Genomic DNA, 26,997 nt, shown 5'->3' with positions numbered 1-26,997 from the left:
GGATTCAACGACGAAACTTCGAATGGAGAACAACGTGAAACTCGCAAAGACACGGGCAGCGATCGCCCTGTTTGCCATCACGGGTCTGGCGCTCGCCGGGTGCGCTTCGGGAAGCCGCGGTGGAGACGCGCAGGAGGGCGGCAGCGCCGACCTCGAGCTGCTGCAGACGACCCCAGCCGCTGCGGGCGAGGCCGACAAGGTCACCTGGAACTCGACCTACGGCGAGCTCGCGAGCCTCGATCCCGCCAAGGCGTTCAACTACTCCGAGAACACCGTGGTCACCAACCTGTGCGAGCCGCTGTTCCAGATGCAGCCCGACTTCTCGATCGAGCCCAACCTCGCGACGGGCGCCGAGACCGAGGACGGCCTCACCTGGACCATCGACCTGCGCGACGACGTGACCTTCTGGGACGGCACGCCGATGACCGTCGAAGACGTCGTCTACTCCCTCAAGCGCCACAACGATCCGGCCGAGGGCAGCTACTGGACCGGCGGCGTCACCGCGAACATCGCAGACGTCGTCAAGAGCGGCGACTCCCAGATCACCGTCACCCTGAACACCCCCGACCAGCTGCTGCCCTCGTCGCTCTCGACCGTGCTCGGCGTGGTCGTGCAGGAGAAGCAGCGCAAGGCCGCCGGCGAGAACTACGGCAACCCCGACACCGGTGTGATGTGCACCGGCCCGTTCCAGTACACCCCCGGCGACTGGAAGCAGGGGCAGTCGATCACCCTCGACCGCTACGACGGCTACTGGAACGCCGACAAGCAGGCCAAGGCGAAGCAGGTCGAGATCGGCTTCGTGGTCGACCCCACCGCGATCTCCACGGCGCTCGCGGCGGGCGAGATCCAGGGATCCTACGACGTGCCGCTCCCCGCGCTGAGCGAGCTCGCGAACAGCGACTCGGGCAACCTGTACTTCGGCGAGGGCATGCAGATCATGGCCATCATCTCGACGGGCAACGGCATCTTCGGCGATCCCGATGTGCGCCGCGCCATCACCCGGGCCACCGACCGCCAGGCCATCGCCGACACCGTCTTCGAAGGCACCGGCACGCCGTCGCGCTCCGTGGTGCCGCAGGCGCCCTGGGACGCCATCGAGGGCGCGGCCGAGCTCCGCGACGCCGAGCTGCCCGACCTGAGCTTCGACATCGAAGCGGCGAAGGCCGAGCTCGAGAAGAGCGACGCGGATCTCTCGCAGCCCATCAAGATCGCCTACCCGAGCGAGCGCAGCTTCTACGCCGACATCCTCAACGAGATGGCGAACGGTGCGAAGGAGCTCGGTATCACGCTCGAGCCCGTGGGTGTGCCGAGCGCGCAGTTCGGCGTGTTCTTCTCGGATCCCGCCGCCCGCGAGGGCTACGACGGCTTCGTCACGACCAACTACATGAGCGCTCCCGATCCGCTGCTGCACCTCATCAGCGTGGCCAAGACCGGCAGCGATCAGAACTACTCGGGCTTCTCTGACCCGGCCGTCGACCAGGCGCTTGACGCGGCGCTCGCCGAGAGCGATCCCGAGAAGCGCGCCGAGCTGACCGTCGAGGCCGAGGCGCTGATCATGGATCAGCAGCCGTGGGTGCCCGTCACCGACCTCGCGGTGCGCATGTACATGGACGACGCCATCACCGGTGCCCCGGCCTCGTTCGTGTACCTCTACTACCCCTGGGCCGCCGACCTCGGCTCCGCCGAATAAGCGGTGAGCCGCGCAGGAAGGGATCGTTCATGACCTACGTATTGAAACGGATCGGAGCGCTCGTCGCGGTGCTCGTCGTGTCCAGCTTCATCGTGTTCGCCGGCATGTACCTCGCTCCGGGCAGTCCCGAGCAGTTCCTGGTGCAGGGCCGCACGGTGAGCCCCGAGGTGCTCGCCGCGATCCGCGCCCAGTACGGTCTGGACGACCCCTTCCTGCTGCGGTACTGGCACTGGCTCGTCGACATGGTGCAGGGCGACCTCGGCCGCTCCCTGCTCACCCAGCAGGACGTGTCCACCCTGGTGATGTCGCGCCTGCCCACCACGCTGTACCTCGCCGCCTTCGCCGCGATCCTCATCATCGTCTTCGGCGTCGGGCTCGGTGTGCTCGCCGCCACCCGCTCGGGCGTCTTCGAGAAGCTCGTGGTCTTCGGCTCGAACCTCGGGTTCGCGGTGCCCACGTTCTTCGCGGCGCTGCTGCTGATGGCACTCTTCGGATCGACGCTCGGCTGGTTCCCGGTCTCCGGATCCGGCGAGGGGTTCGCCGACAGACTGTGGCACCTGACCCTCCCCGCCCTCGCGCTCGCGTTCCCCGGCATCTCGGTTGTGGCCCGCATCACCCGCACCGCGGTGCGCGAGGAGCAGGGATCCGAGCACGTGGTCATGGCGATCGCGCGGGGCGTGCCGAAGCAGTTCGTGCTCTGGCGCCACACGATCCGCAATTCCATGCTGCCCGTCTCGACGGTGCTCGGCACCCAGATCGCCGGCCTGCTCGCGAGCGCCTTCGTCATCGAGTACGCGTTCACGCTCGACGGCATCGGCTCGCTGCTCGTGAACTCGGTGCAGAAGAAGGACTTCGCGGTCGTGCAGGCGATCGCGCTCATCATGGTGCTGGCCTTCGGCCTCATCAACCTCATCGTCGACCTGCTCTACGCGGTGATCGATCCCCGAGTCCGGCTGAGCAAGGGAGTGGCACGATGACTCAGCAGAAGTCGACCCGCAAACCGTCCGCCAACACCTCCGCGCAAGACACGGTCGCGGTGCAGCTGCTGCGCAAGCACCGCGACGACGTGCCGGTCGCCGGGTGGCGCCTCCTCGCGAAGCGTCTCGGCCCGATCGGCATCGTCTGCGTCGCGATCATCGCGATCGTGGTGCTCATGGCCGCGCTCGCCCCGGTGCTCGCGCCCTACGATCCCTACGAGGGCAGCATCACCGCGCGCCACGAGGCCTGGAGCCTCGCCCACCTCATGGGCACCGACCAGTCGGGCCGCGACATCCTCTCGCGAATCATCTGGGGCGCGCGCACGAGCCTCGCCGGGCCGCTGCTCGTCATCGTGATCACGGCGACGCTCGCCACGGTGCTCGCGCTGACCGCCGTCTGGTTCGGCGGCAAGGTCGACGCGTTCATCAGCCGCGTCCTCGACATCCTCTTCGCGTTCCCCAACATGCTGCTCGCGATCCTCGCGGTCGCGATCTTCGGCCCCTCGCTGCTCACCGCATCGATCGCGCTCGCCATCGGCTTCACGCCATACTCGGCCCGCGTGATCCGCTCGGTGGCACTGCGCGAGCGCAACCTGCCCTACGTCTCGTCGGCGCAGCTGCAGGGCATCTCGGGGTTCATCATCACGGCGCGCCACATCCTGCCGAACGTGCGCACGCAGATCCTCACCGGCATGACCATCAACTTCGGATACGCGATGATCGAGCTCGCCGCGCTCTCGTTCCTCGGGCTCGGGGTGCAGCCGCCCACCGCCGACTGGGGCCTCATGGTCTCGAACGGGCAGGCGTCGCTGCAGCAGGGCTACTGGGAGCAGAGCATCTTCGCGGGCCTCGCCATCGTGATCACCGTGGCCGCGTTCGGCTACGTCGGCGAAACGCTCGGCGGGCGCCGGGCAGCAGGGAGGATCCGCTGATGCTGAACATCGAGAACCTGGTACTCACGGTCGTCGATCCCGAGACGGGAGCCGAGACCGAGATCCTGCACGGCAACTCCTTCGCGCTCGCCCAGGGCGAGGCCGTCGGCCTCGTCGGCGAATCGGGCTCGGGCAAGTCGATGACACTGAAGTGCATCCTCGGGATCGAGCCCTCGGGTGCGCGAGTGGAGGGGCGGATCGAGCTCGACGGAACCGACCTGCTCGCGTCGGGCGGCGAGGCGCTGCGGCGCATCCGCGCGAACGACCTGGCGCTCATCGCGCAGAACCCGCACGGCGCGCTGAACCCGGTGCTGCCGGTCGAGCGGTTCCTCGTCGAGGGCATGAGCGACGCGCGGTCGATGGGCAAGGCCGAGGCCCGCGCCAAGGCCGCCGATCTGCTGCGCCAGGTCGGCATCGTCGACACCGGGCGCGTGCTCGCCTCGTACCCGCACCAGCTCTCGGGCGGCATGCTGCAGCGCGTCGTCATCGCCGGCGCGATCTCGGGCACGCCGAAGCTGCTGCTCGCGGACGAGCCGACGACCGCGCTCGACGTCACCACCCAGGCCGAGGTCGTCGCGATCCTCGACGAGATGCGCCGCGAGCACGGCCTTTCGATGATCTTCGTCACCCACGACCTCGACCTGGCCGCCGCCGTGTGCGACCGGCTGGCCGTGATGAAGGATGGCGAGATCCTCGAGATCGGAACGCCCGATGAGATCCGGGATCGCCCGAAGACCGAATACACCCGCGCGCTTATGGCCGCCCGGCCCATGCTCTACCCGGCCGGGCACGAGCCGTCGGGTGTGCATCCCTCGGGTGCCGCGACGACCGGAGAGGAGACGGGCGCATGAGCGACACCGCCACCGCGATCATCGAGGTCGAGCACCTCGACCGCACTTTCCACCTGAGCCGCAAGGCGAGCGTGCACGCGCTCGACGACGTCTCCTGCGAACTGCGTCCGGGCACCTGCCTGGCGGTCGTCGGGGAATCGGGATCGGGCAAATCGACCCTCGCGCGCGTGATCGTCGGCCTCGAATCCGCCGACTCGGGCACCGTGCGCATCGCCGGGCGCGAGGTGAAGCCGACCACGGCGCGCAGCGCCCTGCGGGAGCGGGCGAAGCTCGTGCAGATGGTGTTCCAGGATCCGCAGGGCTCCCTCAACCGCTCGCTGCCCGTGTCGGCGACCATCGACGAAATGCTGCGGGCGCACCGGCCCGACCTCGACCGGGCGGGCCGCCGAGCGCGCGTGCTCGAGCTCTTCGCCGAGGTCGGCTTGACCGAGCGGCACGCCGACGCGAAGCCCGCCGCGCTCTCGGGCGGCCAGAAGCAGCGCGTCGCGATCGCACGCGCGCTCGCCGCCGAGCCGAAGATCATCGTGCTCGACGAGGCCGTCTCGGCGCTCGACGTCTCGGTGCAGGCGCAGGTGCTCGACCTGCTCAAGAAGCTGCGCGCCGAGCACGGGCTCTCGTACCTGTTCATCACCCACGACCTCTCGGTGGTGCGCGACATCGCCGACGACGTGGTGGTGATGCGCAAGGGGAGCATCATCGAGCGCGGCACGGTCGACGCCGTGCTCGACAGCCCGCAGCAGCCCTACACGCAGCTGCTCATCGCCTCGGCGCCGCGCCCGGGCTGGCGGCCGCAGCGCGGCCTGCGCGAGGCGCTGCTCGTCGAGGAGACCGGCTGAGCCCGTCGAAGCCCGATCCCGATCCCGAATCCATCACGAAGGAACCGACATGACCACCACACCCGAACGCCTCCACATCGACGTCTCGGGCGCCACGCACCGCGAGCTGGGGCTGAGCCGCGGCACCGCCCTGCGCGCGACGCTTCCCGCGGCCTACGCCAAGTACGCGGAGCTGTTCCGCGTGCTCGGCGTGAGCGAGGCCACCGAGCGCGAGGGGGCTGAGCGCGTCATCGCGGCGCTCTCGGCATGGCGACCGGCGCTGCTCGAGGAGTTCGCCGGGATCGCCGAGGGCGCCGGGATCGAGCTCGCCCAGGTGGTCGCGCTCAACGCCCGCACCGAGATCATCGCGCTCGGCGGGCGCGGCGCGAGCGAGTGCTCGACGCTGACGGCGCAGGTGGGCGGGCATCGCCTCGGCGTGCAGACCTGGGACTGGCACATCGAACTCGATCCCTTCTGGCACACGCACGCCGTGACCGGGCCGGGCCTGCGCTACGTCGGGCTCACCGAGCAGGGCATCGTCTCGAAGATCGGCGTCAACGAGGCCGGGCTGGCGCTGCACTTCAACATCCTCGGCCACCGCGAGGACGGCCCCGACGGGGTACCCATGCACGTGCTCTCGAGCGTGGTGCTCTCGGAATGCCGCTCCGTCGACGAGGCGATCGAGCTGATCCGCGAGGCGCCCGTGGCGTCGTCGTCGGCGTTCACGATGCTCGACGCCTCGCGGGCCGTGTCGGTCGAGATGAGCCCGGCGGGGGTCTTCCCGATCGAGGAGATGAACGGTTCGGTGCAGCGCACCAACCACTTCCAGCACGAGAGCCCGCTCGCCGCTCAGAAGTCGGAGATCTACGAACCCGACTCGTCAGCGCGCCTCGCCCTCGTGCGCGAGCGCCTGGCGTCGGGTCTGCCGGACGCCGCCGACGAGATGGTGCGCGTACTGCTCTCGGGCGAGGGCGAGCCCCCGCTCACCTGCCGCGCCGACATGTCGAAGTCGTACGGGGAGCGGTGGGCGACCCTCGCCACGGTGCTCACCGACCCCGACGCACGCACGATGCGCGTGCTCGACGGAATGCCCACCGAGGCCGAGACGGGGGAGTGGCGCACGCTCGTCGCTTGAGGGTGCTTGGGGGCTGTACTGCTGGGGGCTCTGCTTGCGGGGTCTACCTGCGGGGTCTGCCTGCGGGTTGTCGCCGGCCAAACAGCACCGATCTACCCAGTAGCACACCGATTTCGCTGATTCGGTGTGCTGCAGGGTAGATCGGTGCGTGAAGGAGTGTGCGCACGGGTGATCGGCGGCAGTAGGCGGCGGCGGTAGGCGGTGGCCGCTGGCGGCTGGCGGGTGACCGACGGCCGTGGGCGGCGTCGCGTACTCGGTCGGAACGCGAGTCCCCAAATGTCGAATTCCCCACGGCGGTCACGACGTTTTGGGACTCCCCGTTCCCGGGAACGGGTGCGGGGATCGGCTCACGCCGCGAGCAGCTCGCGTACGCGCGGGATCACCTCGCGCCCGTAGAGCTCGATGCTCTCGCACAGCAGCTCGTGCGGCATCGTGCCGTTGGCGTACTTGATGTCGAAGCGGTCGGCGCCGAGCAGTCGCACGGTGCGGGCGATCCGCTGCGCCACCGTTTCGGGCGAGCCCACGTACAGCGATCCCGCATCCGCCTCGCGCTCGAACTCGGCGCGCGTCGTCGCCGGCCAGCCGCGCTCGGCGCCGATGCGGTTGCGGTTCGCCTCGAAGTGCGGCCACAGTTGCTCCCGGGCCTCCGCATCGGTCGCGGCGACGTGTCCGGGAGAGTGGACGCCGAGCGGCATCGGATCCCGCCCCAGCTCGTCCTGGGCCTGGCGGTAGAGGTTCGCGAAGGGCACGAAGCGCTCGGGATCCCCGCCGATGATCGCGAGCATCATCGGGATGCCCACCTGCACGGTGCGCAGCACGGAGTGCGGACTCCCGCCGACGCCGATCCAGGCGTTCACGCCGTCGGGCTGTTCGGTCTTCGGGAAGACCTCCTGCTCGACGAGCGGACTGCGGTGGGCGCCCGACCAGGTCACCGGGCCCTCGCCGCGCAGCTTCGCGAAGAGGTCGAGCTTCTCGCTGAACAGGGCGTCGTAGTCCTCGAGCCGGTAGCCGAAGAGCGGGAACGACTCGGTGAAGGAGCCGCGGCCCAGGATCACCTCGGCTCGCCCCGAGCTCACGGCGTCGAGCGTCGCGAAGCGCTCGTAGACCCGCACAGGATCGTCGCTCGACAGCACGGTGACACCGGTGCCGAGCAGGATCCGCTCGGTGCGGCTCGCGATAGCGGCGAGGGCGATCTCGGGGCTGCTGAGCGCGAAGTCGTCTCGGTGGTGCTCGCCGAGGGTGATCGCGTCGACGCCGAGGCGGTCGGCGAGCGCGGCCTGCTCGACCACGTCGCGGATCACCTGTGCGTGGTGTACGGGGTCGCCGTCGGGAGTGCGGGTGACGTCGCCGAAGGTGTCGAGGCCGAGGACCAGCTGTTCGGGGGTCGCACCGGCGACGGTGCGCCGCGGGTTGGCGGGGGCGGAGCCTGGGGCGGGGGAGGAGTAAGGCACGGAAGTCTCAACCTGCCGGCGGGTTTTCGTATTCCGCGCGAGTGGACCCCTGCGCCGCGAGCGGCCCCCGTCCGTGCAGTGGAACAGGGGGCACACTCGCGGCATAGGGGGTCCGCTCGCTCGGCGACAGGGGCTTTCTCGGCGGGCTCGCAGCAGAACGCCTGTCCGCGGGCCTAAGCGGAGACCGCGACGCGTGCGCCGTCCACGTAGGTGGCGACGATCTCGGCCGCGGCGAGCTCCTCGGCAGACATCGAGAGCGGATCGTTCGCGAACACCGTGAACGCGGCTCGCGCGCCCGGGCGGATCACGCCCTCGTCCGAGAGGCCCGCCGCCCGCGCCGCGTGCGTCGTGTACCCCTCGAGGGCCTCGGTGATCGTCAGCGCCTGCTCGGGCTGCACCGGCGCGAGCTCCGGTCGGGCCAGCGGGCGGCGCAGCACGGTCTCGGCCATCATCGCGCGCGGGTCGAACGGGGTCACCGGCCAGTCGCTGCCGAGTGCGACGATCGCGCCGGAGCGCCGCAGATCGCCCGCGCGCCAGCCCCGCGCGGCGCGCTCCTCACCGAGCCGAACGGACCAGTTGTCTGAGCGGTCCGCGAGCGTGTGGCGCACCCCGTGGATCGGCTGCATGCTCGCAGCCACCCCGAGGGCGACGAAGCGCTCGAGCGTGTCATCCGGGATCGTCTCGATGTGCTCGATCCGGTGGGGCGCGAGCGAGGCGACGTCGCCGAGCGACTCGATCGAGTCGAGCACGAACGCCACGCCCCGGTCGCCGATCGCGTGGGTCGCGGTGGGCACACCCCGCTCGGCGAAGAACCGCAGTGCACGGCGGTAGGTCTCGGGGTCGGTCCAGATCGAGCGGGTGCCCTGCCCGTAGCAGTCGGGGTGCTCGAGCCAGGCCGAGCCGTTGTCCACGGTGCCGTCGATCATGAACTTCACCCCCTCGACTCGCCAGCGGCGACCCGCGAGGCCCTGGAGCGCGGCGATCTCGGCGAGCGCTTCCTCATCGGAGCCGGGCGGCACCATGGGAGAGAAGCGGAGGCGCACCGGCAGGTCGCCCCGTCCCTCGAGTAACTCGAGGAGCTCCCGACTCCACGGGTGGAAGTCCATCACGTGCGTCGAGGTGATCCCCGCGGCGGCCATACCGTCGAGCAGCCGCGACAGTCGCTGCGCGCGGACCTCGATCGACTCGGCGGGCATGCGGCCGAGCACGAGGTCGATCGCCGCGAGTTCCAGCAGGTAGCCGGTCGGGCGGCCTTCGGTGTCGACGCCGATCTCGGACTCGTCGGGGAACCGCTCGGCTCCGGTGAGGCCGACGGCCGCGATGCCCGCGCTGTTCACCACGGCCGAGTGCGCATCGCGCATGCGGAGGAACGCAGGGTGCCCCGCCGTCGCGTCGTCGAAGATCCGGCCGGTGAATCCGCTCTCGGTGAAGATGTTGGGGTCCACGCCCCATCCGATGATCCACTCGCCCGGCCCGGCGTTGCGAGCGGCTTCCGAGAGCCGGCTCCGCACTTCGTCGAGCGTCAGGTCCGTGAGCTGCTCGCCGCGGGTGAGCTCGAGCCCGAGCACGACGTGCGTGTGCCCGTCGATGAGACCCGGCATCACGGTGGCTCCCGCGTGCTCCTCGACCCGGGTGCCGGGTCCGATCAGCTCGGCGATCTCTTCGCGAGAGCCGACGGCTACGATCCGTCCGTCGCGTACCGCCACCGCTTCGGGTGCGTCGGCGGGTGAGGCGATGCTGCCGGGCTCTGATGCGAAGGTGCGGATCCTCGCGGCGTGCACGACCAGGTCGGCCGCCTCGCGCGCGCTCATGCCCGTGCCTCCTCGTGCTCGGCATCGGTCTCGGGCAGCACGACCACGGCGGTGGTGTTGCCGCTCTCGTACTTGCGCCGGCTGCGGGCGATCACGAACAGTGCGATCCCGAACAGCGCACTCGGCACGGTGACCAGCAGCGCGTACTGCAGCGGGGCGAGCACGCCGATGAACTGCCCGCCGATGAGGGGACCGAACGCCACCCCGACGATATAAAAGCCGAAGACGAGCACGCCCGTGCGACCGGTGACGTCCATGACAGCGGCGAGGCCCGTGACGAGCACGAGCAGTGCTCCGTAGGCTGTGCCCCAGATGATGATCGAGACGCTGTAGGCAGCGGCAGATGCGCTCGTGATCATGATGAACTTGGTCGCGGTGCTGATGAGGATCAGCGCGACGAGGGACCAGCTGCGGCCCAGCCAGCGCAGCAGCAGGGGAGCGACGAGCGCGCCGACGAGGCCGCCGCCCACTTTACCGGCGAGCAGCATGCCCGATACCTCGGGGGAGAGGCCGGACTGCTGCGCGAGCACGCTGGTCATCGAGTAGACCATGTCCTCGGTGAGTGACCACAGCGCCATCGAGATGGCGAGTACCACGGCGGTCGCGGTGATGGTGCCACGGATCGCGGCGCTCGGAGCTCCTGAAGCGTTCGCGGCGGTCTCGGCGCTGGGAACGCGATTCGCGGGAAGATTGGGGAGGCCGCCGGCGAAGATGAGGCCGAAGACGCCGAGCGACGCGATGACGATGAGTACCGTCCGCAGGTCGTTGTGGAAGATCGGGGCGATCGCGAGGAGCGCCGTCGCGCCCACGCGGTTGATGATCATGATGGTCGCGACCGTGCGGTCCGGGTTGCGCGTGGAGGACGCTGCCGCCGTGCCCGTGGCGATCATGATGCCGGCGCCGATCCCGCCGAGGATCAGGCCGCCCATGACCGTCGGTGTGGCGAGCCAGATCGCGGGCACGCCGTAGCCGACCACCATGAGCACGAGGCCGACGCGGCCCAGCCGTGGACGGTCGGCGCGGGCCACGAACCGATTGGTGACGAACATCGCCAGAGCTGAGCCGGCGGTCATGCCGGTGGCGAGCGCTCCGGCGGTGCCGATGTCCACGCCGAGATCCTGCCGCATCGCCGCGATGAGCACTGGAACGAGGTTGGCCGCCATAAGCGCGATGACCCAGGTGCCTATGAATCCGAGCACCACCTTCGAGGTCAGGGAGGCGAGGCCCGAAGGGGCGGGGGCTTGGGATGAGGTCACGGAGACTCCTTTGTCGGGTGGGGGGATCGTGCTGGTCGGGGACGGGAGTGGCTTCGGGAGCAAAATTCCTCCGCCTCCTGCGGGTTGTGCTGGTCGCGCGTCCGCAATGCGGGAACGTTCCCGCATCGCGGCCAGCATAGCCCATAGAACGAGGAATAGTACCCCTGATCCCGGCCTAGACTGAGTCCTATGACCGGTTCAACTGTGACGATCGTCGACATCGCGCAGGCGCTCGGCATATCGAAGACGGCTGTCTCCTCAGCGCTGCACGGTCGGGGTCGGGTGTCCGCGGCCACCCGAGAGCGGGTCCTCGCCCAGGCCGAGGCCATGGGGTACGTCTCCAATCGGGCCGCGCAGCGGCTCCGTGGTGGCTCTCACGGCGCGATCGGCCTGCACATTCCCGCCGATGTCCGGGAGCTCTCCTTCTACATGGAGTTCGCCTTCGGCGCCGCCGACGTTGCCGCCGAGACCGGCAACGATCTCCTGTTGCTCGCGGACACCGCGGCGCCGCGGGCCGGCCGGCGTCCCTCCGTCGACGGGCTTCTCGCGCTCGACCCGGCGCCGAGCAGCTTCGGCGAGGCGATCGCACGCGTCGGCCCGGTGCCGATCGTCTCGGTGGGCGACTACGAGGGGCCGGACCGCGAGCGTGTCTCGGCCTGGATCGCGGCCGACCACGAGGGGCTTGTGCGGGAGGTGCTCGACACGCTCGGTTCGGCGGGCAGCGCGGCGCCCGCGCTTGTCGCGCTCGAGCCCGAGCGGGAGCCCCTCTGGGCCACGCACGTAGTCGACGGCTATCGGTCGTGGTGCGCTGCCCGAGGGATCGAGTCGGTGCTGCGCCGGCTCCCCGTCACGCCTGAAGACGAGGCGATCCGGAGCGTGCTCGAAGACCTCGCCGCTGCCGGTGCCGACTCGATCGTTTGGGTGGGGCAGGGTCTCGCGATGCGAGCGCGCGCCTTGTGGGGCGAAACGCGATCCGCCCGAACACCGCGGCCGATCCTCGCGACGATGGCCGCCGAACCGGGCTCGGTCGGAGTGCTCGGCATCGATCTCCGCGCCCGCGACTACGGGCGATCCGCGGCACGTCTGCTGCTGCGGGTGATCTCCGGGGAGGCCGAGCCGGGCGAGCGCGTCGTGCACCACGCCCGCCTTCTGAGTTGAGTGCCCGGGGCCGGGGAGCTGCCCACGCGCCATTCTGCGGAGGTCGGCGCCGGCTGGCGGGTCGCCGACGACCGCGGGATCACCTCGCGGGATGGCTCGGGATCAGGCCCCGCGCGTCGACGCGATGAAGCCGACGACCGCGCCCGCGACGCCGTAGACCGCGGGGACGATCCAGATCACGCCGAGCGCGAGCAGCGCGGCGACCGCCGCCGCGAGCAGCAGCAGCTCGAACAGGGCCTGCGCGAAACGGTCGGTGCGCAGCACGGGCCGCGGCGACAGGAAGAGCGCCCACAGCAGCACCGACAGCACCAGGAACCCGAAGCCCGTGAGCAGACCCGGGAACGGCAGCGGCCAGGCGACGAACCCCCACACCGACACCGAGACGACGGCGACGAGATGGAAGAGGCCTCGTACGAGCTGCAGGATCGCGGACGTGCGGGCGGGCTGAACTTCGGAAACGCTGGTCACCGCAACAGTCTAATCGACCGCGGGATCCGTCAGCCGTGACCCCGTCGAGAGGCAGGTTCCGCAGGTTCTACGGCCCCGGAGCGTGCGAAATCAGCCTCTCGGCGGCTACCGTGGATGGCGGGCGAGGTGACCTACTCGGAGGTGGAGATGGGCGGTGCGGTGCGCGGGATCCGGATCCTCGACGAGCGCGGAGGCTTCTCCTCGCCGACGCGCGTCTCCTGGAGCGACGGTGTGTTCTCGCTGGGCGGTGAGGGGCTCGCGGAGGGTGCCACGGGCGCCGCAGGCCCCGCGCGTGGGGAGGATCGCCCGAACGGCCTCGATCCCGTCGCGCCGGGCAGGGAGGATCGCGCGAACGGCGCCGAATTCGCCCTTCAGACGCTTCCCGGCGATCCCGGCGATCCCGCCGATCCCGCTGCACCCGCGGGTGACCTGTGGCTGATCCCGGGTCTCGTCGACGCCCACCTGCACGCTGCCTGGCACGCGTTCGACGCCGAGGACCGCGCGCGCATGACCGAGTCCGAGACGCTGGCCGCGACCGAGCGGGGCCTCGCGTCGACGCTCGCGGCGCGGTTCACGAGCGCGCGCGACGCCGGAGGTCTCGACGCGAGCACGCTGGCCGCGATCCCGAGCTCCCGCCGCCCGCGCATGCAGCTCTCGACCCGCATCATCGACCGTGCCGTGGCAGACGCTGCCGGCGGGCTCGACCGCGCGGTCGAGGGTGTGCTCGAATCGGGTGCGGAGTGGGTGAAGCTGTACGCGACGGCCGGTGTGGGGTCGCCGGCCGGGGCCGGGCTCGATCCGATGTTCACCGCGGACGAGGTGCGCGACGCGGTGCGGAGGGCGGAGCGCGCCCGCGCGGGAGTGATGGTGCACGCCTGGGGCGGAGCGGCCATCGACGACGCGATCGAGGCCGGTGCGCTGAGTATCGAGCACGGGATCTTCCTGAGCGATGACCAGGCCCGCCGCGCCGCCGAGCGCGGTATGACGCTCGTTCCGACGCTGCGCATCTACCGTCTCGTGCAGCGCATGATCGACGCGGGAGTGCTGCCCGCCGCGCTGCGCGCCCGGGTTGACGAAGCGGTCGGCGCGCACCCCCGCGCGGTGCTGCGCGCTCGCGACGCCGGGCTCGCGATCGCACTCGGAACCGACTACGGAACCCCGGATCAGCACGGCACCAACGGGCTCGAGTTCGACGCTCTGGTCGAGGCCGGGCTCTCTCCGGAGGAGGCGCTCGTCGCCGCGACCCGGGGCGGCGCCGAACTACTGGCCCGGGTCGGGGAGAGGGGCTCGAGCGCAAGGGGTGGGCCGGGTGCGGATGGTTCGCCGGGTGCGCCGGGTGCGCCGGGTGCGCCGGGTGTGCCGGGTGCGCCTGGTGCGTCGGGCGCGCACGGTGCGCCGGGTGGGTCGGTGGGGCGGATCGCCGAGGGCGCTGTCGCCGACGGCGTGATCCTGCGCCGTGATCCTCGAGAACCGGGGGCGCTGAGCGATCCCGAATCCATCGTGGCCGTGCTCCTCGGAGGCCTGTTGATCGATCCGATCGCGACGCGCGGCACCTGAGTCGGTGCCCGTACGCCCTGCGGCCGTGCGCACTGCACCCGTGTCCTAGGCGTCACCTTGCCTTCGCGCGTTCCGTAGCGGAGTCCCGATCTGCTGGTACGCACCGTGGGGTACACGCAGAATGGCACTCCGCGTTCAGGGGAGGGGGTGCCTGTTCGCGCTCCCGGCTTCGCCGCTCCATTGGGTCCGGGGTCACTTTCGGCCGTGTCGCGGATTCGAGGTCGTTTTCGTGCGTGTCGCCTCGCGCGACACGCACGAAAACGACCTCGAACGCCTGGGGCGGCCATGGGTGGGCCGCGGTGGGGCGGGCGCGACGGGCGATGGCCGCGACGGGCGCGACGGGCGGGCGCGTGGTTCTGCGGATCGGGCGCAAAGTGGTCCATCGTGTGCAGGCGAGTTAGCGTATGTGCATAGACCACACAGGGCGCGCCGGCGCTCCGGCCGGAACAGGGTGCGCCGGCGCGCCGATCCCGAACTGCATCACGAAACTACATCCCGACCCACGCCCGACCCACGAACCGACCCACGCCCCGGAGGAGCCCCGTGCCCAGACACCCCCGCACCGCCTCGCGCAGCCGCCTCGCGCTCGCGACCGCCTCGATCGCCGCGGCGGCCCTGCTGCTCAGCGCCTGCGCGGGCGGCGCGAACTCCGGGACAACCGCCGAGGATGCGACCCCCGTCGCCGGCGGCACCCTCACCTTCGGTCGGGTCGCATCGGTGAACGACCTCGATCTCAACCAGCAGATCACCGCCAACAACGCGTTCGCGATCGACAAGATCTTCGAACCGCTCGTCGCGTTCGACGAGAACGGCGAGATCGGCCCCTGGCTGGCCGAGTACGACGAGAGCGACGACGGCCTCGTCTACACCTTCACGCTGCGCGACGGGCTGAAGTTCTCGAACGGCGACGAGGTCACCCCCGCCGACGTCGTGTTCTCGCTGAACCGCCACCTCGAGGTCGGCGGCCCGCTGCCGCTGACAGCTCCGATCGCGAGCATCGAGGAGACCGGCGAGCGCGAGGTGACGATTACGCTCGAGTCCCCGTACACGCCGTTCCTGTCGGAGCTCTCGGGCTTCTCGAACGGCATCTTCCCGGCGGACTTCGGCGGCGTGAGCGAGGAGCAGTTCTTCAAGAACCCGATCGGCACCGGCCCGTTCGTCGTCGACGAGTGGGATCCGAACGGCGACCTCACCTTCGTGAAGAACGAGCATTACTGGCAGGAGGGCAAACCCTACCTCGACGGGCTCGTCTACAAGTTCATCGCCGACGACACGCAGCTGCGCCAGCAGCTCGCCGCCGGCCAGATCGACGCGATCGACACGGTTCCCGCAGCGAACGCCGCTGAGGTCGACTCCGCAGACACGGTGCTCTCGCAGACCGACGGCTGGTCGACCGAGCAGATCTTCTTCAACACGCAGCGCGAGCAGTTCGCCGATCCGCACGTGCGCCGCGCCATCGCCCATGCGCTCGACCGCGAGGGGATCACCTCGGCGACCACCTTCGGCACCGCCGAGGTCGCGAACTCGCTGCTGCCGCCCAGCATCACCTACTCGGCGAACGACACCGTCGAAGCGCTCGACTTCGACGTCGACGCGGCGAAGGCCGAGCTCGCGCAGTCGGCGTACCCCGACGGGTTCAAGACGACGCTGCTCATCGCGAGCGGCAACTCGCAGCGCGCGCAGATCGCCCAGATCGTGCAGGAGGCCCTCGCCGAGATCAACATCGACGTCGAGATCGAGCAGCTCGACATCGCGGTCTTCCGCGATCGCTTCTTCGCCTACGACTACGACTTCATGATCAACAGCGGGCAGTCCGACGCGCCGGATCCCAACGGGTTCATTACCTTCCAGGCTGATCCCGAGGGCTTCAGCAAGTCGTACTGGACGCACTACACGAACGATCGCGTGACCGAGCTCATGCACGAGGGCCGCACGACCGCCCCGGGCGACGAGCGCCGGGCGATCTACGAGGAGATCCAGCAGATCCTCGCCGACGAGGTGCCCTATATCCCGCTGTTCTTCCCGGCCAACCTGAAGGCCACGACCGCGGACGTGCACGGCTTCACCGTGCTGCCGAACTCGAGCGTGCGGTTCGAGGAGGCCTGGCTGACCGGGGGCGGAGCCGAGTAGTCGGGGTCGGGCCGGGCGGATCCTGGGGCCGGTCGGTTCTGGGGTCGGGCTAGGCGGATCCCGGGCGACCGGCTCCGGGGCCGGGCCAGCCAGCCCGGCGCGCCCGGCCAGCCGAGCTCGCCCGGCGCGCCTGCCCGGCGCAGCGGGGTTCCGGGATCCCTCGCACCCATCAATGTCCGAGGCCGCCAGTAGGGTGAAACCGTGAACCAACAGACGGCGGCATCAGCGCGGCGGGCCCGCGGCGCTGCCTCCCATGCGCTGCGGGCGGCGGGCAGGATCGCCGCGCGCGTCGTCCCGGTGATGCTCGGCGTGGTGGTGGCGGTGTTCTTCCTGCTGCGCATGGTGCCGGGGGATCCGGCGGCCATGATCCTCGGTGAACGCGCCACGCCCGAGGCGGTCGCGGCCCTTCGCGAGAAACTCGGCCTCGACCAGTCGCTGTGGCGGCAGTTCACCGATTTCCTCGGGCAGCTCGTCACCCGGTTCGACACGGGCGACTCACTCGTCACCGGGGCCTCCACGCGCGAGCTCATCTTCGAGAAGGCGCCCGTGAGCCTCGGCATCGTCGTCTTCGCCGTGCTGCTCGCCGTGGTCATCGCGGTTCCGCTCGCGCTCGCCGCCGCCCTGCGCCGCGACGGCTGGGTGGATCACGCGGTGCGGGTGCTGCCCGCGGTGGGTATGGGCATGCCGCTGTTCTGGATCGGCCTGCTGCTCATCATCGTGTTCGGAGTGCAGCTGCGGTGGCTACCGGTCGGGGGTGTCGGATCGGGGCCGGGCGAACCGCTGCGCAGCCTCTTCCTGCCCGCGCTCGCGGTGGCGCTGGGGATGGCGCCGCCGCTCATCCGCTCGCTGCGCGCGCAGCTGCTCGAGGTGCTCTCGGCCGATTTCGTGACGACGTTGCGGGCGGCCCGCATCCCTGAGCGGCGCATCCTCTGGCGGCACGTGGTGCGCGGGGCTGCGCTGCCCGCGCTCACGCTGCTGAGCGTCAATACGGCGTATCTGATCGGCGGCACCCTGGTGGTCGAGAAGGTGTTCGGGATCGGCGGTCTCGGCACACTGCTGTTCCAGTCGATCGGCAGCCGCGACTTCCCCGTCGTGCAGGGGGTGGCGCTCTACTGCGCGGTGCTCGTCGTGCTGGTGACGACGCTGGCCGGGGTGCTCGCGGCGCTGCTCGACCCGAGACTGCGCGTATCCGAGGGCCGCGAAGCGGAGAACCGCTCGTTCGCGCTTCAGCGAGCCGACCGCGTCGGCGGGATACCGGGCGGCGCGGGGGCTTCCTCGAGCGGGGCGGGTGGGCGCCCGGGCTCCGAGGATGGGACCGCGTCCGAGCCGGGTAGCGTCAGCGGGGGTCTGGCTTCGCGGTCCCCGCGCCCGAGCGATGGCGAAGGGGGCGGCCGATGACGTTCTGGCGACGCGCTCTCCGTTCGCCCGCCTTCATCGGCGGAGCGGTACTATTCGCGCTGATCCTCTGTTCCGCACTGCTCGCACCCGTGATCGCGCCGTACTCGCCCAGCGCGCAGAATCTCACGGGCGGGCTGCTGCCGCCGTCGCCCGAGCACTGGTTCGGCACCGACCAGCTCGGACGCGACGTGCTGTCGCGCATGCTGTTCGCGGGGCAGACCGACCTGCGCGTCGCCCTCCTCGCCGCGATCGCCCCGTTCGTGATCGGTGTCGCAGTGGGCCTCGTGACCGGCTACTTCGGCGGCGCGGTCGACTGGATCGGATCTCGCGTCGTCGACACCGTGATCGCCTTCCCCTTCTATGTGATCGTGATCGCCATCGTGTTCGCGGTGGGTGCGGGCGAGGGCGGCATCGTCGTGGCCTTCGCCCTGGTCGGCTGGGTGGGGTACGCGCGGGTGCTGCGGGCGATGACGGCCTCGCTGCGCGATGCGGGCTGGGTGCAGGCAGCTCGCGGGGGCGGGCTGTCGCACGCGCGGGTGCTGATACGGCACGTGCTGCCGAACGTGCTGCCCCAGGCGATCGTGCTGCTGGCGACCGAGATCGTGCTGATCATGGTGGCGATCGTCACGCTCGGCTACCTGGGGCTGGGCATTCAGCCGCCGACGCCCGACTGGGGAACCATGATCTCCGACGGGCAGGCGTTCATCACCACGCACTGGTGGTTGTCGGCACTGCCCGGGCTCGCCGTCGTGCTGACCGGGGTGGCACTGTCGCTGCTCGGCGACGGCGTGGGCGACGCGATGCGGGTCGGCGGTGCGGCGCGTGGCGGAGGTGCGGCGGGGGTTGGCGGTGCGGCGGGGGTCGGCAGCGATCGAAATGACGCGAACGGCCCTGTTGCGCAGGAGAAAGGGCCGCACGCGTCATCTCGGCGCAGCGACGAGGCGCCGAGCCCCGACGCTGCAGCTCGCGCCCGTGCGGGCGAGGTGCGCGTGCGCGGGCTGCGCGTCGAGTCGAGCGCGGGATCGCCCCTCGTCGACGGGCTCGACCTCGAGGCGGGTCCAGGCGAGGCCCTCGGCATCGTGGGGGAGTCGGGGTCGGGCAAGAGCCTCACCCTGCGCGCACTGCTCGGCATGATGCCGGCGGGCACCCGGATCGCGGGCGGCGACGTGATGGTCGCTGGGGCGGTGCGCATGGTGTTCCAGGATCCGCTGACCGCCCTCGATCCGCTCACCCGAGTGGGCGTGCAACTGCGCGAGGCGGTCGCGGCCGCGCAGGGCGAGTCGCGAGAGGGCGGCCGGGCTCGAGTGCTCGAGTTGCTCGAGCTGGTGAGACTGCCCGATCCCGAGCGGATCGCCCGCTCCTACCCGCATCAACTCTCGGGCGGCCAGCGCCAGCGCGTCGTGATCGCGATGGCGCTGGCAGGGGATCCCGCGGTGCTGCTCTGCGACGAGCCGACGACCGCCCTCGACGTGACGGTGCAGCGGCGCGTGCTCGACCTGCTCGACGAACTGCGCCGCACCCGCGGAATCACCCTCGTGTTCGTGAGCCACGATCTGGCCGTGGTCGCGTCGATGTGCGACAGAGTGATCGTGATGCGCGGCGGGCGGGTCGTGGAGACGGGGGCGACGGCGCGGGTGGTGCGGGATCCGCGTGAGCCGTACACGCGCGACCTTCTTGAAGCGGTGCCGACGCTGCCCGAGTTGCGCGAGCCGCCTGAGCTGTCTGAGCTGCCCGAGCGGTCTGAGTTGCGTGAATTGCGCGAGTCGCCTGAGGCGTCTGAGCCGCCCGCGCTGCCTGAGCTGCGTGAGTCGCCTGAGCCGTTCGAGCCGCCCGCGCCGACCGAGCCGTCCGTGCGCGCATCTGCCGCCCGCGACAGGTCCGCGAAAGGTCGAAAACGGCTCTCGAACTCCCCCGAGGAGAGCCTTTTTCGACCTCTCGCCGCCCCTGCGACGGTGAGTGAACAGGAACACGCGGCGCGGCCGGCCCCCGCGATCGAGGTGCGCGGCGCGAGCGTGCGCTATGGGCGCACCGTGGCGGTTGCAGGGGTCTCGCTGGCGGTGCAGCGGGGCGGGGCGCTGGGGATCGTGGGGGAGTCGGGATCCGGCAAGACCACGCTCGCCCGCGCGATCGCAGGGCAGCTTCCGCTCGCCTCGGGCTCCGTGCTGCTCGACGGTCGCCCGCAGCCGTCGCGCCGCGGGCGGGTCGAACGCCGGGCGATCCAGCTCGTGCCCCAGGACCCGTACTCGTCGCTCAACCCGCGCATGACCGTGGCCCAGACGCTCGGCGAACTGCTGCGGGTGCACGGGCTAGGCGCGGGCGGTGCCGAGCGGCGCGCTCGGATCGTCGAACTGCTCGAGGCAGTGCGACTCGAACCGGCGCTCGCGCGCGCCTACCCGCACGAGCTCTCCGGCGGGCAGCGTCAGCGGGTGGCGCTTGCGCGCGCGCTCGCCGTGGAGCCGCGCGTGATCGTCGCCGACGAGCCGACGAGCGCGCTCGACGTCTCCGTGCAGGCGAGCGTCGTCTCGCTGCTGCAGGAGCTCCGCCGCGATCTCGACGTGACGCTTGTGCTCGTCTCTCACGACCTCGCGGTGGTGCACGCGCTGTGCGACGAGGTGCTCGTGATGCGCGACGGCGAAGCGGTGGAGAGCGGCGGATCCGACTTCTTCCGCGCACCGCGCACCGCCTACGGCCGAGAGCTGCTCGCCGCTGTGCCCCGAATCGACGACGTCGAGCGGCGTTCGGCTTCGTGAGGCGCCACGATGTCCGAGGCCCTTGATACCCTGCCAGTAACGCGCCGCACGAGAGGAGGCCCGCGATGGATAGCATCATGAGCTGGTTCGAGCGGTTGCTCGACGGTTCGCTGATCACCGGCGGTATCTTCCTCATCATCGGCATCGTCGGCGGGGTGCTGCTGCTGATCTCCCTGCTGCTCGACGGCATCTTCGACGCCTTCGATTTCGGCGACGGCCCGCTCAGCCTCACCACGATCGCCGCATTCACGGCGATCTTCGGCTTCACCTCGTTCGCGAGCGTCGGCGCTGGGATGTCCACCCCGGTCGCCGCGATCGTCGGCGCTCTGGCGGGGCTCGTGGGCGGCGCAGCCGCGTGGTGGCTGTCGCGCTTGATCCGAGGGGCCGAGTCGAGTACCGCTGTGAGCGGCGGCGACCTGGTCGGCTCCGAGGGCGCCGTCGTACTCGCGATCCCCGAGGGCGGCCTCGGCGAGGTCGCGGTCACCCGCCACGGCGAGCGCATCTCGCTCGCGGCCTCGGCTGACACGGCGATTCCACGCGGATCGATGGTCCGCGTGATCCAGACGATCACCTCCACCTCGGTGCGCGTCGAACCGATCCAGCGTGCGGACGACGCAGACGGCACCCCACGCGCTGCCGGCCCCGGCTCTGCTGATGGTCCCGCGCCCGCTACCGGTCCCGGCCCTGCTGCCGGCCCCAGCCCTGCTGACGGGCCCGCGCCCGCCACCGGCCCAAGTCCCGCCGCCGGTCCCGGCCCCGCTGCCGATCCAGGCTCTGCCACAGACCCCTCTACCCAATGAACGGAGACTGAATGTTGCTCGCAAGCCCGGCGATCATCGGCATCTTCGGCGCGGTTATCGCGCTGGTGCTGGTGGCTCTCGTCATCATCAAGCGATACCGCATCGCCAAACCCGACGAGGCGATCATCGTCACGGGTGGGAAGGGGAAGGAGGTCGTCGACGCCGCCGGCAACAAGACCCGCGATCTTTCCGGGCAGAAGGTGGTCACGGGCGGCGGCGTGTTCGTCGTGCCCTTCGTGCAGAAGTCGTTCACGATCTCGCTGCGCTCGCGCAGGCTCTCCATCACCACCGAGGCGCAGACGACCGACGGCATCACAATTCAGGCTCAGGCCGTCGCGGTGGTCAAGGTGGGCGGCACCCAGGAGATGATCCGCGCCGCCGCTCAGCGATTCCTCTCGAACTCCGATGAGATCGACGAGTCGACGCAGGAGGTGCTGTCGGGCTCGCTGCGCTCGATCATCGGCGGTCTCACGGTGCTGCAGATCATCCGCGATCGCGCCGTCGTCGCCCAGAGCGTGCTCGAGGCCGCGGAGGAGGCGCTGACCAAGCAGGGCCTCGTGGTCGACACCCTGCAGATCCAGGAGATCCGCGACGCCGCCGACTACATCGCCAACATCGGTCGCCCCGAGGCCGCGAAGGTGCGTCAGGCGGCTGACATCGCCGAGACCAACGCGTACCAGGCTTCGCAGGAGGCGAAGATCTCGGCCGAGAAGGTGCTCCTCGATCGCAACCGCGAGCTGAAGCTGCGCCAGGCCGAGATCCAGGCCGAGACCGATAAGGCGACGGCGCAGGCATCGGCCGCTGAGCCGCTCGAGCAGGCGATCCAGCAGCAGGCGATCGTCGAGCAGCAGCAGATCACCGCGCAGAAGGAGGTCGCGCTCCGCACCGAGAAGCTGAACGCCGACGTTCGTGCGGTCGCCGAGGCCGAGGCCTACCGGGTCGAGGCGCTCGCGAAGGCGGAGGCAGCCGCGTCGGTGTCGGCCGCCGAGGGCCGCGCGAAGGCGATCGAGCGGGAGGGCCTGGCGAACAGGGCGGCTCGTATCGCGGCGTCCGAGGCGCTCGAAGCCGAGGGCCGGGCCGAGGCCGCCGCGCTCGAAGCGAAGGGCACCGCCGAGGCCGCGGCCATCGACGCGCGCGCACGTGCGCTCGAAACCCAGTCGCAGGCCGTGCTGGCGCAGGAGCTCATCCACCTGCTGCCCGAGATCGCCGGCGAGTACGCGCAGGCGATCGGTGCGATCGACAACATGACCGTGGTCTCAGCCGACGGCTCGTCGAAGATCACCGGCGACGCGATGGGCAATATCAAGGGCATGCTCGAGATGGCGCGCGAGACCGTCGGCATCGACCTCGTCGGCATGCTGAACGGCGCGGTCACCGGCGGCGCTGCCGGTGCGGCGGCGGGCAGGGCCGCGCAGGCGCAGTCGGGCGAGGCCCGGTCGCATCGCTCGCAGGCGGGCGAGTCGCAGGCGGGCGAGTCGCGGGCGGATCACTCGCAGTCGGATCAGGCGCACAGGGGCGACTCGCAGCGGGATCGCGCCCAGCGGGCGGCTGCGGACACGGCCGATACGCGTGACGCAGCGCGTCATTCGGCAGCCGGCGACCGACTCTCGCAGGCCTCGCAGGGTCTTGCGGCCTCCGCCTCGAACGCTGCGGCCGAGGCCGCGGAGGCGGCCGGCGTTGCAGCCGAAGCGGCCGGCGAAGCGGCACAGCGCGCGGGCGCCACCGCGAGCGACCGCCTCGACGGTTTCGGCGCTGCGCCTCAGCAGAACCCGGCAGAATAGGGTCATGCCACCCCGCACCCCACGATCGGTCACCGCGGAGGTCGAGTCGGTGCTCGGCCCCGCCCCGGCGAACTATTCGCAGCCGGAGGTCGTGGTGGTGCGGTTCCGGCGGCATGGTCGAAAGCTCGTGCCGCCGGTCATCGCCCTGGTCGTGATCGCGGCGGCCTCGGGGTTCTGGGTGGGGGCGCTGCCCTCCGCCTGGATGAACCTCGGCGCCGGAGCGGCAGCGATCCTGCTCGCCCTGCTGCTCGGGGTGCTGCCGATCCTCTCCTGGCTCGCGCACCGCACCACGGTCACCACCCGCCGTGTGATCCTCAGACGCGGGCTCTTCTCGCGCCATCGCAGCGAGGTCGCCCTCGGCAGAGTGAGGGAGGTGCGGTCACGCCGCAGCCTCCTGCAGCGCATGTGGGGCGCCGGAGACATCGATCTGCTGCACGGGCCGGAGAGCCTGAGGCTGGCCGACGTGCCCGGCAGCGAGCGGATCGCCGACGCGCTGCACGACCTCATGGAGCGCAACTACGAGCACTCGACGCGCATGGAGCAGCGGCTCGCGAACCTCCCGGTGCAGGAGGCCCCGCCCGCGACGCAGGGGCGCACCGACCAGGGGACCGTCTCGTTCTGGTGATCGTCGCCGACGGCGGCGGCCCGGGGCCGCTCCGCACGGCCGCCGCTCCGCACCGCCGCGCCTTCGCCCGCCCCAGAGCGCCTCACTGAAATCGGGGTCGCTCGCGGCGCTTTCGAGCCCCGGGAAGCGCCCCAAGCGACCCCGATTCCATCGAGCAGCGGTGTCCCGCCCGATTTAGGGGCCGGCAGCCGGCGGCTGGGGGACCGGGAACGGGGCCGGCAGCCCGGGGGACCGGGAACGGGGCCCGGGGGAACCCCAACCGGCAGCCCGGGAAGACCAGCCCCAACCGGCTCAGGTCGTGCGCGCGATGAGCACGTCGATGAGCTGGCCCGCCATCTTCACGAGCCGCTCGATCTCGCTCTCGTCGCGATCCACCCACCGGCACTCGGGATCTCCCACCGGCACGAAGTTCTCGTGGCGCTCCCACACCACGAGGGTGCGCTCCGCGCCGAGCACGTACTGCTGCCACCAGACCTGACGCAGGTAGTTGCGCGGGATCGATCGCCATTCCTTGTTGGTGGTCTTGATCTCGGCGAGCTCGATCGTGCCGGTCTGCCGCTGCGCGAGTCCGTCGGGGGTTGCGAGGTGCCGCAGGTCGGCCTCCGCGTGGAAGAGCGCCTGGCTGGGGGAGATCTCGTGCTCCCGGAGCACCCACGCGGCGATCTCGGGTTCGCGGGCCTTGCCGTGCGCGGTGTACGCGTTGCCGGTGAAGCGGCTGCCGTGCAGCTTCTCGTGAGCGGCGGCCTCGATCGCACGGGCGCTCGTGAGTTTCGCGACGTCGGTCGCGGTGATGCCGCGCGCCCGGGCTCGCATCCACGCCATGCGATCCGTTCCGTCGGTGACCATGCGGGTCAGGTAGGAGGGGATCGTGTCGCTCACCGCTCCAGTCTTCCACGCCCGGACGCGGAGTGCGCTCCAAGCCCTCCCGCGCGCCTCGAAATCCAGCTGTTGTCGCCTAAAAGACCTGAGTAGAAAGGAAATCTGGAAAGTTTGCTGATAATCCTGCCAGGGGGTGCAGATGCTCATCATCTGTTGGGTGCGGTGGCGGAGAGGGAAGCATTAGGCTCGTACCGACAGATTCCCGCGCGCTCGGCAGTCATCGCGCTCGGGGGTACAGAGTTCTGGTGCGTCTCGGCGCTGACTTCTTCTCAGCGCATGCGTGCCAGGTGAGAAGGGCACTCAGGCAGACATGGAATCTCAGGCATTGAAACGCGCCGATGGCGGAAAGATGCGCGCGCTCGTCGTCGACGATGAGGAATCGATCACGCAGCTCGTCGCAATGGCGTTGCGCTACGAGGGGTGGGATGTCGACACCGCTTCGACGGGTGAGGAGGCGCTTCAGAAGATCCGGTCGTTCGAACCCGACGTCGCGGTCTTCGACATCATGCTTCCCGATTTCGACGGCATGCAGTTGCTCACGCGCGTGCGCTCCGACGGTCGGATGTTCCCGGTGCTGTTCTTGACGGCGCTCGATTCGGTCGAGGATCGCGTCAACGGTCTCACCGCGGGCGGCGATGACTACGTGGTGAAGCCGTTCAGCCTCGAGGAGCTCATCGCGCGGCTGCGCGGCCTGGTGCGCCGCTCGCAGATGGCGCTCGCGCAGCAGCCCGATCCGGTGCTGCGGGTCGGCGACCTCACCCTCAACGAGGACAGCTACGAGGTCGCTCGCGCCGGCGAATCGATCACCGTCACCAACACGGAGTTCGAGCTGCTGCGCTACCTGATGCGCAACCCGAACCGCGTGCTGTCGAAGGCGCAGATTCTGGATCGGGTGTGGGCCTACGACTTCAACGGCAAGTCGACCGTGGTCGAGCTCTACATCTCCTACCTGCGCAAGAAGATCGATGCCGGCCGCGAGCCGATGGTGCATACGGTGCGCGGTGCGGGCTACATGCTGAAGCCCGCTGGCTGAGGCGGCTTTCTGGGAGTCGCCGCTGCGGCATTGCCGCGGAGACGCGCCTCTGTGCTTCCGCGGGACGCGGAGACTGCGCCGAGCCTGACTGTTTCAGTGAGACAGACTGTTCTAGAGCCCCTGAAACAGTCAGTCTCACTGAAACAGTCGCGTTCGGCGGGGGCGGGGCGAGTGGCGGCGGGCGAGCGGTCCCGGGAACAGACAAGATCGGGCTCTTCGCGAAAGTGTGATAGAGTTTCCGACGGCCAAAGACCGTCGGTAGGGTCCGTGAGGATCCCGTAACGTTCGCGCAAGCGAAGACCTGCGCAGGTACGAACTCCTTGAGATACGGGATCGCGATCCCGATCTTCACAGAAGCTCCGTGCGTGCGCGCCGGAGCTTTCGTCGTTTCTGAGCCCGGCTCAGGGCGCGGGGCATCCGAGCGGCACGGCCCCCGAGCGGCATCCGCCGCACGGGTACGACAAGCTAGGGAGCGCCATGGCTACGAAGGACGCTACGGTTGCCGATCTTCAGAAGAAGTTTGAAGAGTCGACCGCCGTTCTGCTGACTGAGTACCGCGGTCTCACGGTTGCCCAGCTGCGGGATCTCCGCAACAGCATCCGCGAGCACGCGACGTACGCTGTGGCGAAGAACACGCTGACCAAGATTGCGGCCAACAACGCCGGGATCACCGCTTTCGATGACGAGCTCGCCGGTCCCTCGGCTCTCGCCTTCGTGCACGGTGACACCGTCGCGGTCGCCAAGGCTCTGCGTGACTTCGCCAAGGCAAACCCTCTTCTGGTGGTGAAGGCGGGCTACTTCGATGGCAACGCCCTGACCGCTGCAGAGGTAGGCAAGCTTGCCGATCTCGAGAGCCGCGAGGTGCTGCTGGCCAAGGCCGCAGGCGCCATGCAGGCTGCTCTGGTCGGTGCAGCACAGCTGTTCGCCGCCCTGCCCGCCAAGGCCGCACGCGGTTTCGGTGCGCTGCAGGAGAAGCAGGACGCGTAAGGATTCGGCACACGCCGGTTCACTACACACAAACCCGCCTTGCACGCACCGCGTGAGGGCAAACATCAAGGAGAAACACAATGGCTAAGCTTTCGACTGAAGAGCTGCTCGAGCAGTTCAAGGAGCTCACCCTCATCGAGCTCTCCGAGTTCGTGAAGGCGTTCGAGGAGACCTTCGACGTTTCGGCTGCTGCTCCGGTTGCGGTTGCTGCTGCTCCGGCTGCCGGTGGCGCTGCCGAGGCCGTCGAGGAGAAGGACGAGTTCGACGTCGTTCTCGAGTCGGCCGGCGACAAGAAGATCCAGGTCATCAAGGTCGTGCGCGAGCTGACCGGCCTGGGCCTGGGCGAGGCGAAGGCTCTCGTCGAGGAGGCTCCCAAGAACGTGCTCGAGGGCGCGAAGAAGGAGGACGCCGAGGCGGCCAAGGCTAAGCTCGAGGAGGCCGGCGCGGGCGTCAAGCTCGCCTAAGTCTTCGGGCTTACGGCTCTTCGCATCAGCGAAGCGGGGCGGGATCACC

The 26,997-nt window shown here is 70.2% G+C and carries 22 protein-coding genes; 17 read left to right on the top strand and 5 right to left on the bottom strand.

What is annotated here, in order from left to right:
* The first annotated feature begins 34 nt into the window (after positions 1 to 34).
* The 6 genes from KVY00_RS06590 to KVY00_RS06565 are packed head-to-tail and all read left to right on the top strand — an operon-like array spanning position 35 to position 6,400.
* Positions 35 to 1,690: an ABC transporter substrate-binding protein gene (locus KVY00_RS06590; RefSeq protein WP_255572809.1), complete on the top strand. Its 1,656-nt coding sequence runs from the start codon at positions 35 to 37 to the stop codon at positions 1,688 to 1,690.
* Positions 1,691 to 1,719: 29 nt separating this feature from the next.
* Entirely contained in the window at positions 1,720 to 2,667 is a 948-nt protein-coding gene (locus tag KVY00_RS06585; protein WP_223044885.1) for an ABC transporter permease, read from the top strand.
* Positions 2,664 to 3,599, top strand: coding sequence for an ABC transporter permease (locus KVY00_RS06580; protein ID WP_223044884.1), 936 nt, complete (start codon positions 2,664 to 2,666; stop codon positions 3,597 to 3,599). The genes KVY00_RS06585 and KVY00_RS06580 overlap by 4 nt, the downstream gene beginning before the upstream one ends.
* A complete protein-coding gene (locus KVY00_RS06575; protein ID WP_223044883.1) occupies positions 3,599 to 4,450 on the top strand; it encodes an ABC transporter ATP-binding protein in 852 nt (283 codons plus the stop codon). The genes KVY00_RS06580 and KVY00_RS06575 overlap by 1 nt, the downstream gene beginning before the upstream one ends.
* Entirely contained in the window at positions 4,447 to 5,286 is an 840-nt protein-coding gene (locus tag KVY00_RS06570) for an ABC transporter ATP-binding protein (protein ID WP_223044882.1), read from the top strand. The genes KVY00_RS06575 and KVY00_RS06570 overlap by 4 nt, the downstream gene beginning before the upstream one ends.
* Before the next feature lie 49 nt (positions 5,287 to 5,335).
* Entirely contained in the window at positions 5,336 to 6,400 is a 1,065-nt protein-coding gene (locus tag KVY00_RS06565) for a C45 family autoproteolytic acyltransferase/hydolase (protein ID WP_223044881.1), read from the top strand.
* Between the two features lie 347 nt (positions 6,401 to 6,747).
* Here KVY00_RS06565 and KVY00_RS06560 read toward each other — a convergent pair whose 3' ends face one another.
* The 3 genes from KVY00_RS06560 to KVY00_RS06550 all read right to left on the bottom strand — a co-directional run bounded on the left by KVY00_RS06560 (position 6,748) and on the right by KVY00_RS06550 (position 10,918).
* Positions 6,748 to 7,851: an LLM class flavin-dependent oxidoreductase gene (locus KVY00_RS06560; protein WP_223044880.1), complete on the bottom strand. Its 1,104-nt coding sequence runs from the start codon at positions 7,849 to 7,851 to the stop codon at positions 6,748 to 6,750.
* Between the two features lie 173 nt (positions 7,852 to 8,024).
* Complete coding sequence (locus KVY00_RS06555) at positions 8,025 to 9,662, bottom strand: amidohydrolase (RefSeq protein WP_223044879.1); 1,638 nt, start codon at positions 9,660 to 9,662, stop codon at positions 8,025 to 8,027.
* A complete protein-coding gene (locus KVY00_RS06550) occupies positions 9,659 to 10,918 on the bottom strand; it encodes an MFS transporter (RefSeq protein ID WP_255572807.1) in 1,260 nt (419 codons plus the stop codon). The genes KVY00_RS06555 and KVY00_RS06550 overlap by 4 nt, the downstream gene beginning before the upstream one ends.
* Before the next feature lie 189 nt (positions 10,919 to 11,107).
* Between KVY00_RS06550 and KVY00_RS06545 the strand changes: the two genes are divergently transcribed.
* Entirely contained in the window at positions 11,108 to 12,076 is a 969-nt protein-coding gene (locus tag KVY00_RS06545) for a LacI family DNA-binding transcriptional regulator (protein ID WP_223044877.1), read from the top strand.
* A gap of 102 nt (positions 12,077 to 12,178) precedes the next feature.
* Here KVY00_RS06545 and KVY00_RS06540 read toward each other — a convergent pair whose 3' ends face one another.
* Entirely contained in the window at positions 12,179 to 12,544 is a 366-nt protein-coding gene (locus KVY00_RS06540) for a DUF2568 domain-containing protein (protein WP_223044876.1), read from the bottom strand.
* Between the two features lie 114 nt (positions 12,545 to 12,658).
* On the opposite strand from KVY00_RS06540, the gene KVY00_RS06535 reads away from it, so the two are divergent.
* The 7 genes from KVY00_RS06535 (at position 12,659) to KVY00_RS06500 (ending at position 23,585) form a co-directional block, all read left to right on the top strand.
* Positions 12,659 to 14,101, top strand: coding sequence for an amidohydrolase family protein (locus KVY00_RS06535; protein ID WP_255572806.1), 1,443 nt, complete (start codon positions 12,659 to 12,661; stop codon positions 14,099 to 14,101).
* 543 nt (positions 14,102 to 14,644) lie between these two features.
* Positions 14,645 to 16,231, top strand: coding sequence for an ABC transporter substrate-binding protein (locus KVY00_RS06530; RefSeq protein WP_223044875.1), 1,587 nt, complete (start codon positions 14,645 to 14,647; stop codon positions 16,229 to 16,231).
* A gap of 201 nt (positions 16,232 to 16,432) precedes the next feature.
* Positions 16,433 to 17,629 (top strand): ABC transporter permease, encoded by a 1,197-nt coding sequence (locus KVY00_RS06525; protein WP_255572805.1) that lies wholly within the window; start codon positions 16,433 to 16,435, stop codon positions 17,627 to 17,629.
* A complete protein-coding gene (locus tag KVY00_RS06520; protein ID WP_255572804.1) occupies positions 17,626 to 20,379 on the top strand; it encodes an ATP-binding cassette domain-containing protein in 2,754 nt (917 codons plus the stop codon). The genes KVY00_RS06525 and KVY00_RS06520 overlap by 4 nt, the downstream gene beginning before the upstream one ends.
* A 65-nt stretch (positions 20,380 to 20,444) precedes the next feature.
* Entirely contained in the window at positions 20,445 to 21,179 is a 735-nt protein-coding gene (locus KVY00_RS06510; RefSeq protein ID WP_255572879.1) for a hypothetical protein, read from the top strand.
* Positions 21,180 to 21,190: 11 nt separating this feature from the next.
* A complete protein-coding gene (locus KVY00_RS06505) occupies positions 21,191 to 22,960 on the top strand; it encodes an SPFH domain-containing protein (protein WP_223044874.1) in 1,770 nt (589 codons plus the stop codon).
* A gap of 4 nt (positions 22,961 to 22,964) precedes the next feature.
* Entirely contained in the window at positions 22,965 to 23,585 is a 621-nt protein-coding gene (locus tag KVY00_RS06500) for a PH domain-containing protein (RefSeq protein ID WP_223044873.1), read from the top strand.
* A gap of 291 nt (positions 23,586 to 23,876) precedes the next feature.
* Here KVY00_RS06500 and KVY00_RS06495 read toward each other — a convergent pair whose 3' ends face one another.
* Positions 23,877 to 24,431 (bottom strand): YqaJ viral recombinase family protein, encoded by a 555-nt coding sequence (locus tag KVY00_RS06495; RefSeq protein WP_255572849.1) that lies wholly within the window; start codon positions 24,429 to 24,431, stop codon positions 23,877 to 23,879.
* A 343-nt stretch (positions 24,432 to 24,774) separates the two neighbouring features.
* Here KVY00_RS06495 and KVY00_RS06490 point away from each other — a divergent pair, with 343 nt between their 5' ends.
* The 3 genes from KVY00_RS06490 (at position 24,775) to rplL (ending at position 26,948) form a co-directional block, all read left to right on the top strand.
* A complete protein-coding gene (locus tag KVY00_RS06490) occupies positions 24,775 to 25,497 on the top strand; it encodes a response regulator transcription factor (RefSeq protein ID WP_223044871.1) in 723 nt (240 codons plus the stop codon).
* A gap of 477 nt (positions 25,498 to 25,974) precedes the next feature.
* Complete coding sequence (gene rplJ, locus KVY00_RS06485; RefSeq protein WP_223044870.1) at positions 25,975 to 26,484, top strand: 50S ribosomal protein L10; 510 nt, start codon at positions 25,975 to 25,977, stop codon at positions 26,482 to 26,484.
* An 80-nt stretch (positions 26,485 to 26,564) separates the two neighbouring features.
* Positions 26,565 to 26,948 carry a 50S ribosomal protein L7/L12 gene (gene rplL, locus KVY00_RS06480; RefSeq protein ID WP_017883632.1) on the top strand — a complete coding sequence of 128 codons (384 nt, stop codon included), beginning with the start codon at positions 26,565 to 26,567 and terminating at the stop codon, positions 26,946 to 26,948.
* Positions 26,949 to 26,997: the final 49 nt, after the last annotated feature.

It is taken from the genome of Leucobacter tenebrionis (genome assembly GCF_019884725.1).
Classification (GTDB): domain Bacteria; phylum Actinomycetota; class Actinomycetes; order Actinomycetales; family Microbacteriaceae; genus Leucobacter; species Leucobacter tenebrionis.
Note: the sequence above shows the minus strand (reverse complement) of the source record. Positions and strands in the feature narration are given on the sequence as shown.

What these genes read in the sequence shown, in the direction of transcription:
- KVY00_RS06585 (WP_223044885.1), top strand. Translation starts at nt 1,720, where the DNA reads ATGACCTACGTATTGAAACGGATCGGAGCGCTCGTCGCGGTGCTCGTC.
- KVY00_RS06580 (WP_223044884.1), top strand. Translation starts at nt 2,664, where the DNA reads ATGACTCAGCAGAAGTCGACCCGCAAACCGTCCGCCAACACCTCCGCG.
- KVY00_RS06575 (WP_223044883.1), top strand. Translation starts at nt 3,599, where the DNA reads ATGCTGAACATCGAGAACCTGGTACTCACGGTCGTCGATCCCGAGACG.
- KVY00_RS06570 (WP_223044882.1), top strand. Translation starts at nt 4,447, where the DNA reads ATGAGCGACACCGCCACCGCGATCATCGAGGTCGAGCACCTCGACCGC.
- KVY00_RS06565 (WP_223044881.1), top strand. Translation starts at nt 5,336, where the DNA reads ATGACCACCACACCCGAACGCCTCCACATCGACGTCTCGGGCGCCACG.
- KVY00_RS06555 (WP_223044879.1), bottom strand. Translation starts at nt 9,662, where the DNA reads ATGAGCGCGCGCGAGGCGGCCGACCTGGTCGTGCACGCCGCGAGGATC.
- KVY00_RS06545 (WP_223044877.1), top strand. Translation starts at nt 11,108, where the DNA reads ATGACCGGTTCAACTGTGACGATCGTCGACATCGCGCAGGCGCTCGGC.
- KVY00_RS06535 (WP_255572806.1), top strand. Translation starts at nt 12,659, where the DNA reads ATGGCGGGCGAGGTGACCTACTCGGAGGTGGAGATGGGCGGTGCGGTG.
- KVY00_RS06520 (WP_255572804.1), top strand. Translation starts at nt 17,626, where the DNA reads ATGACGTTCTGGCGACGCGCTCTCCGTTCGCCCGCCTTCATCGGCGGA.
- KVY00_RS06510 (WP_255572879.1), top strand. Translation starts at nt 20,445, where the DNA reads ATGGATAGCATCATGAGCTGGTTCGAGCGGTTGCTCGACGGTTCGCTG.
- KVY00_RS06505 (WP_223044874.1), top strand. Translation starts at nt 21,191, where the DNA reads ATGTTGCTCGCAAGCCCGGCGATCATCGGCATCTTCGGCGCGGTTATC.
- KVY00_RS06500 (WP_223044873.1), top strand. Translation starts at nt 22,965, where the DNA reads ATGCCACCCCGCACCCCACGATCGGTCACCGCGGAGGTCGAGTCGGTG.
- KVY00_RS06495 (WP_255572849.1), bottom strand. Translation starts at nt 24,431, where the DNA reads ATGGTCACCGACGGAACGGATCGCATGGCGTGGATGCGAGCCCGGGCG.
- KVY00_RS06490 (WP_223044871.1), top strand. Translation starts at nt 24,775, where the DNA reads ATGGAATCTCAGGCATTGAAACGCGCCGATGGCGGAAAGATGCGCGCG.
- rplJ (WP_223044870.1), top strand. Translation starts at nt 25,975, where the DNA reads ATGGCTACGAAGGACGCTACGGTTGCCGATCTTCAGAAGAAGTTTGAA.
- rplL (WP_017883632.1), top strand. Translation starts at nt 26,565, where the DNA reads ATGGCTAAGCTTTCGACTGAAGAGCTGCTCGAGCAGTTCAAGGAGCTC.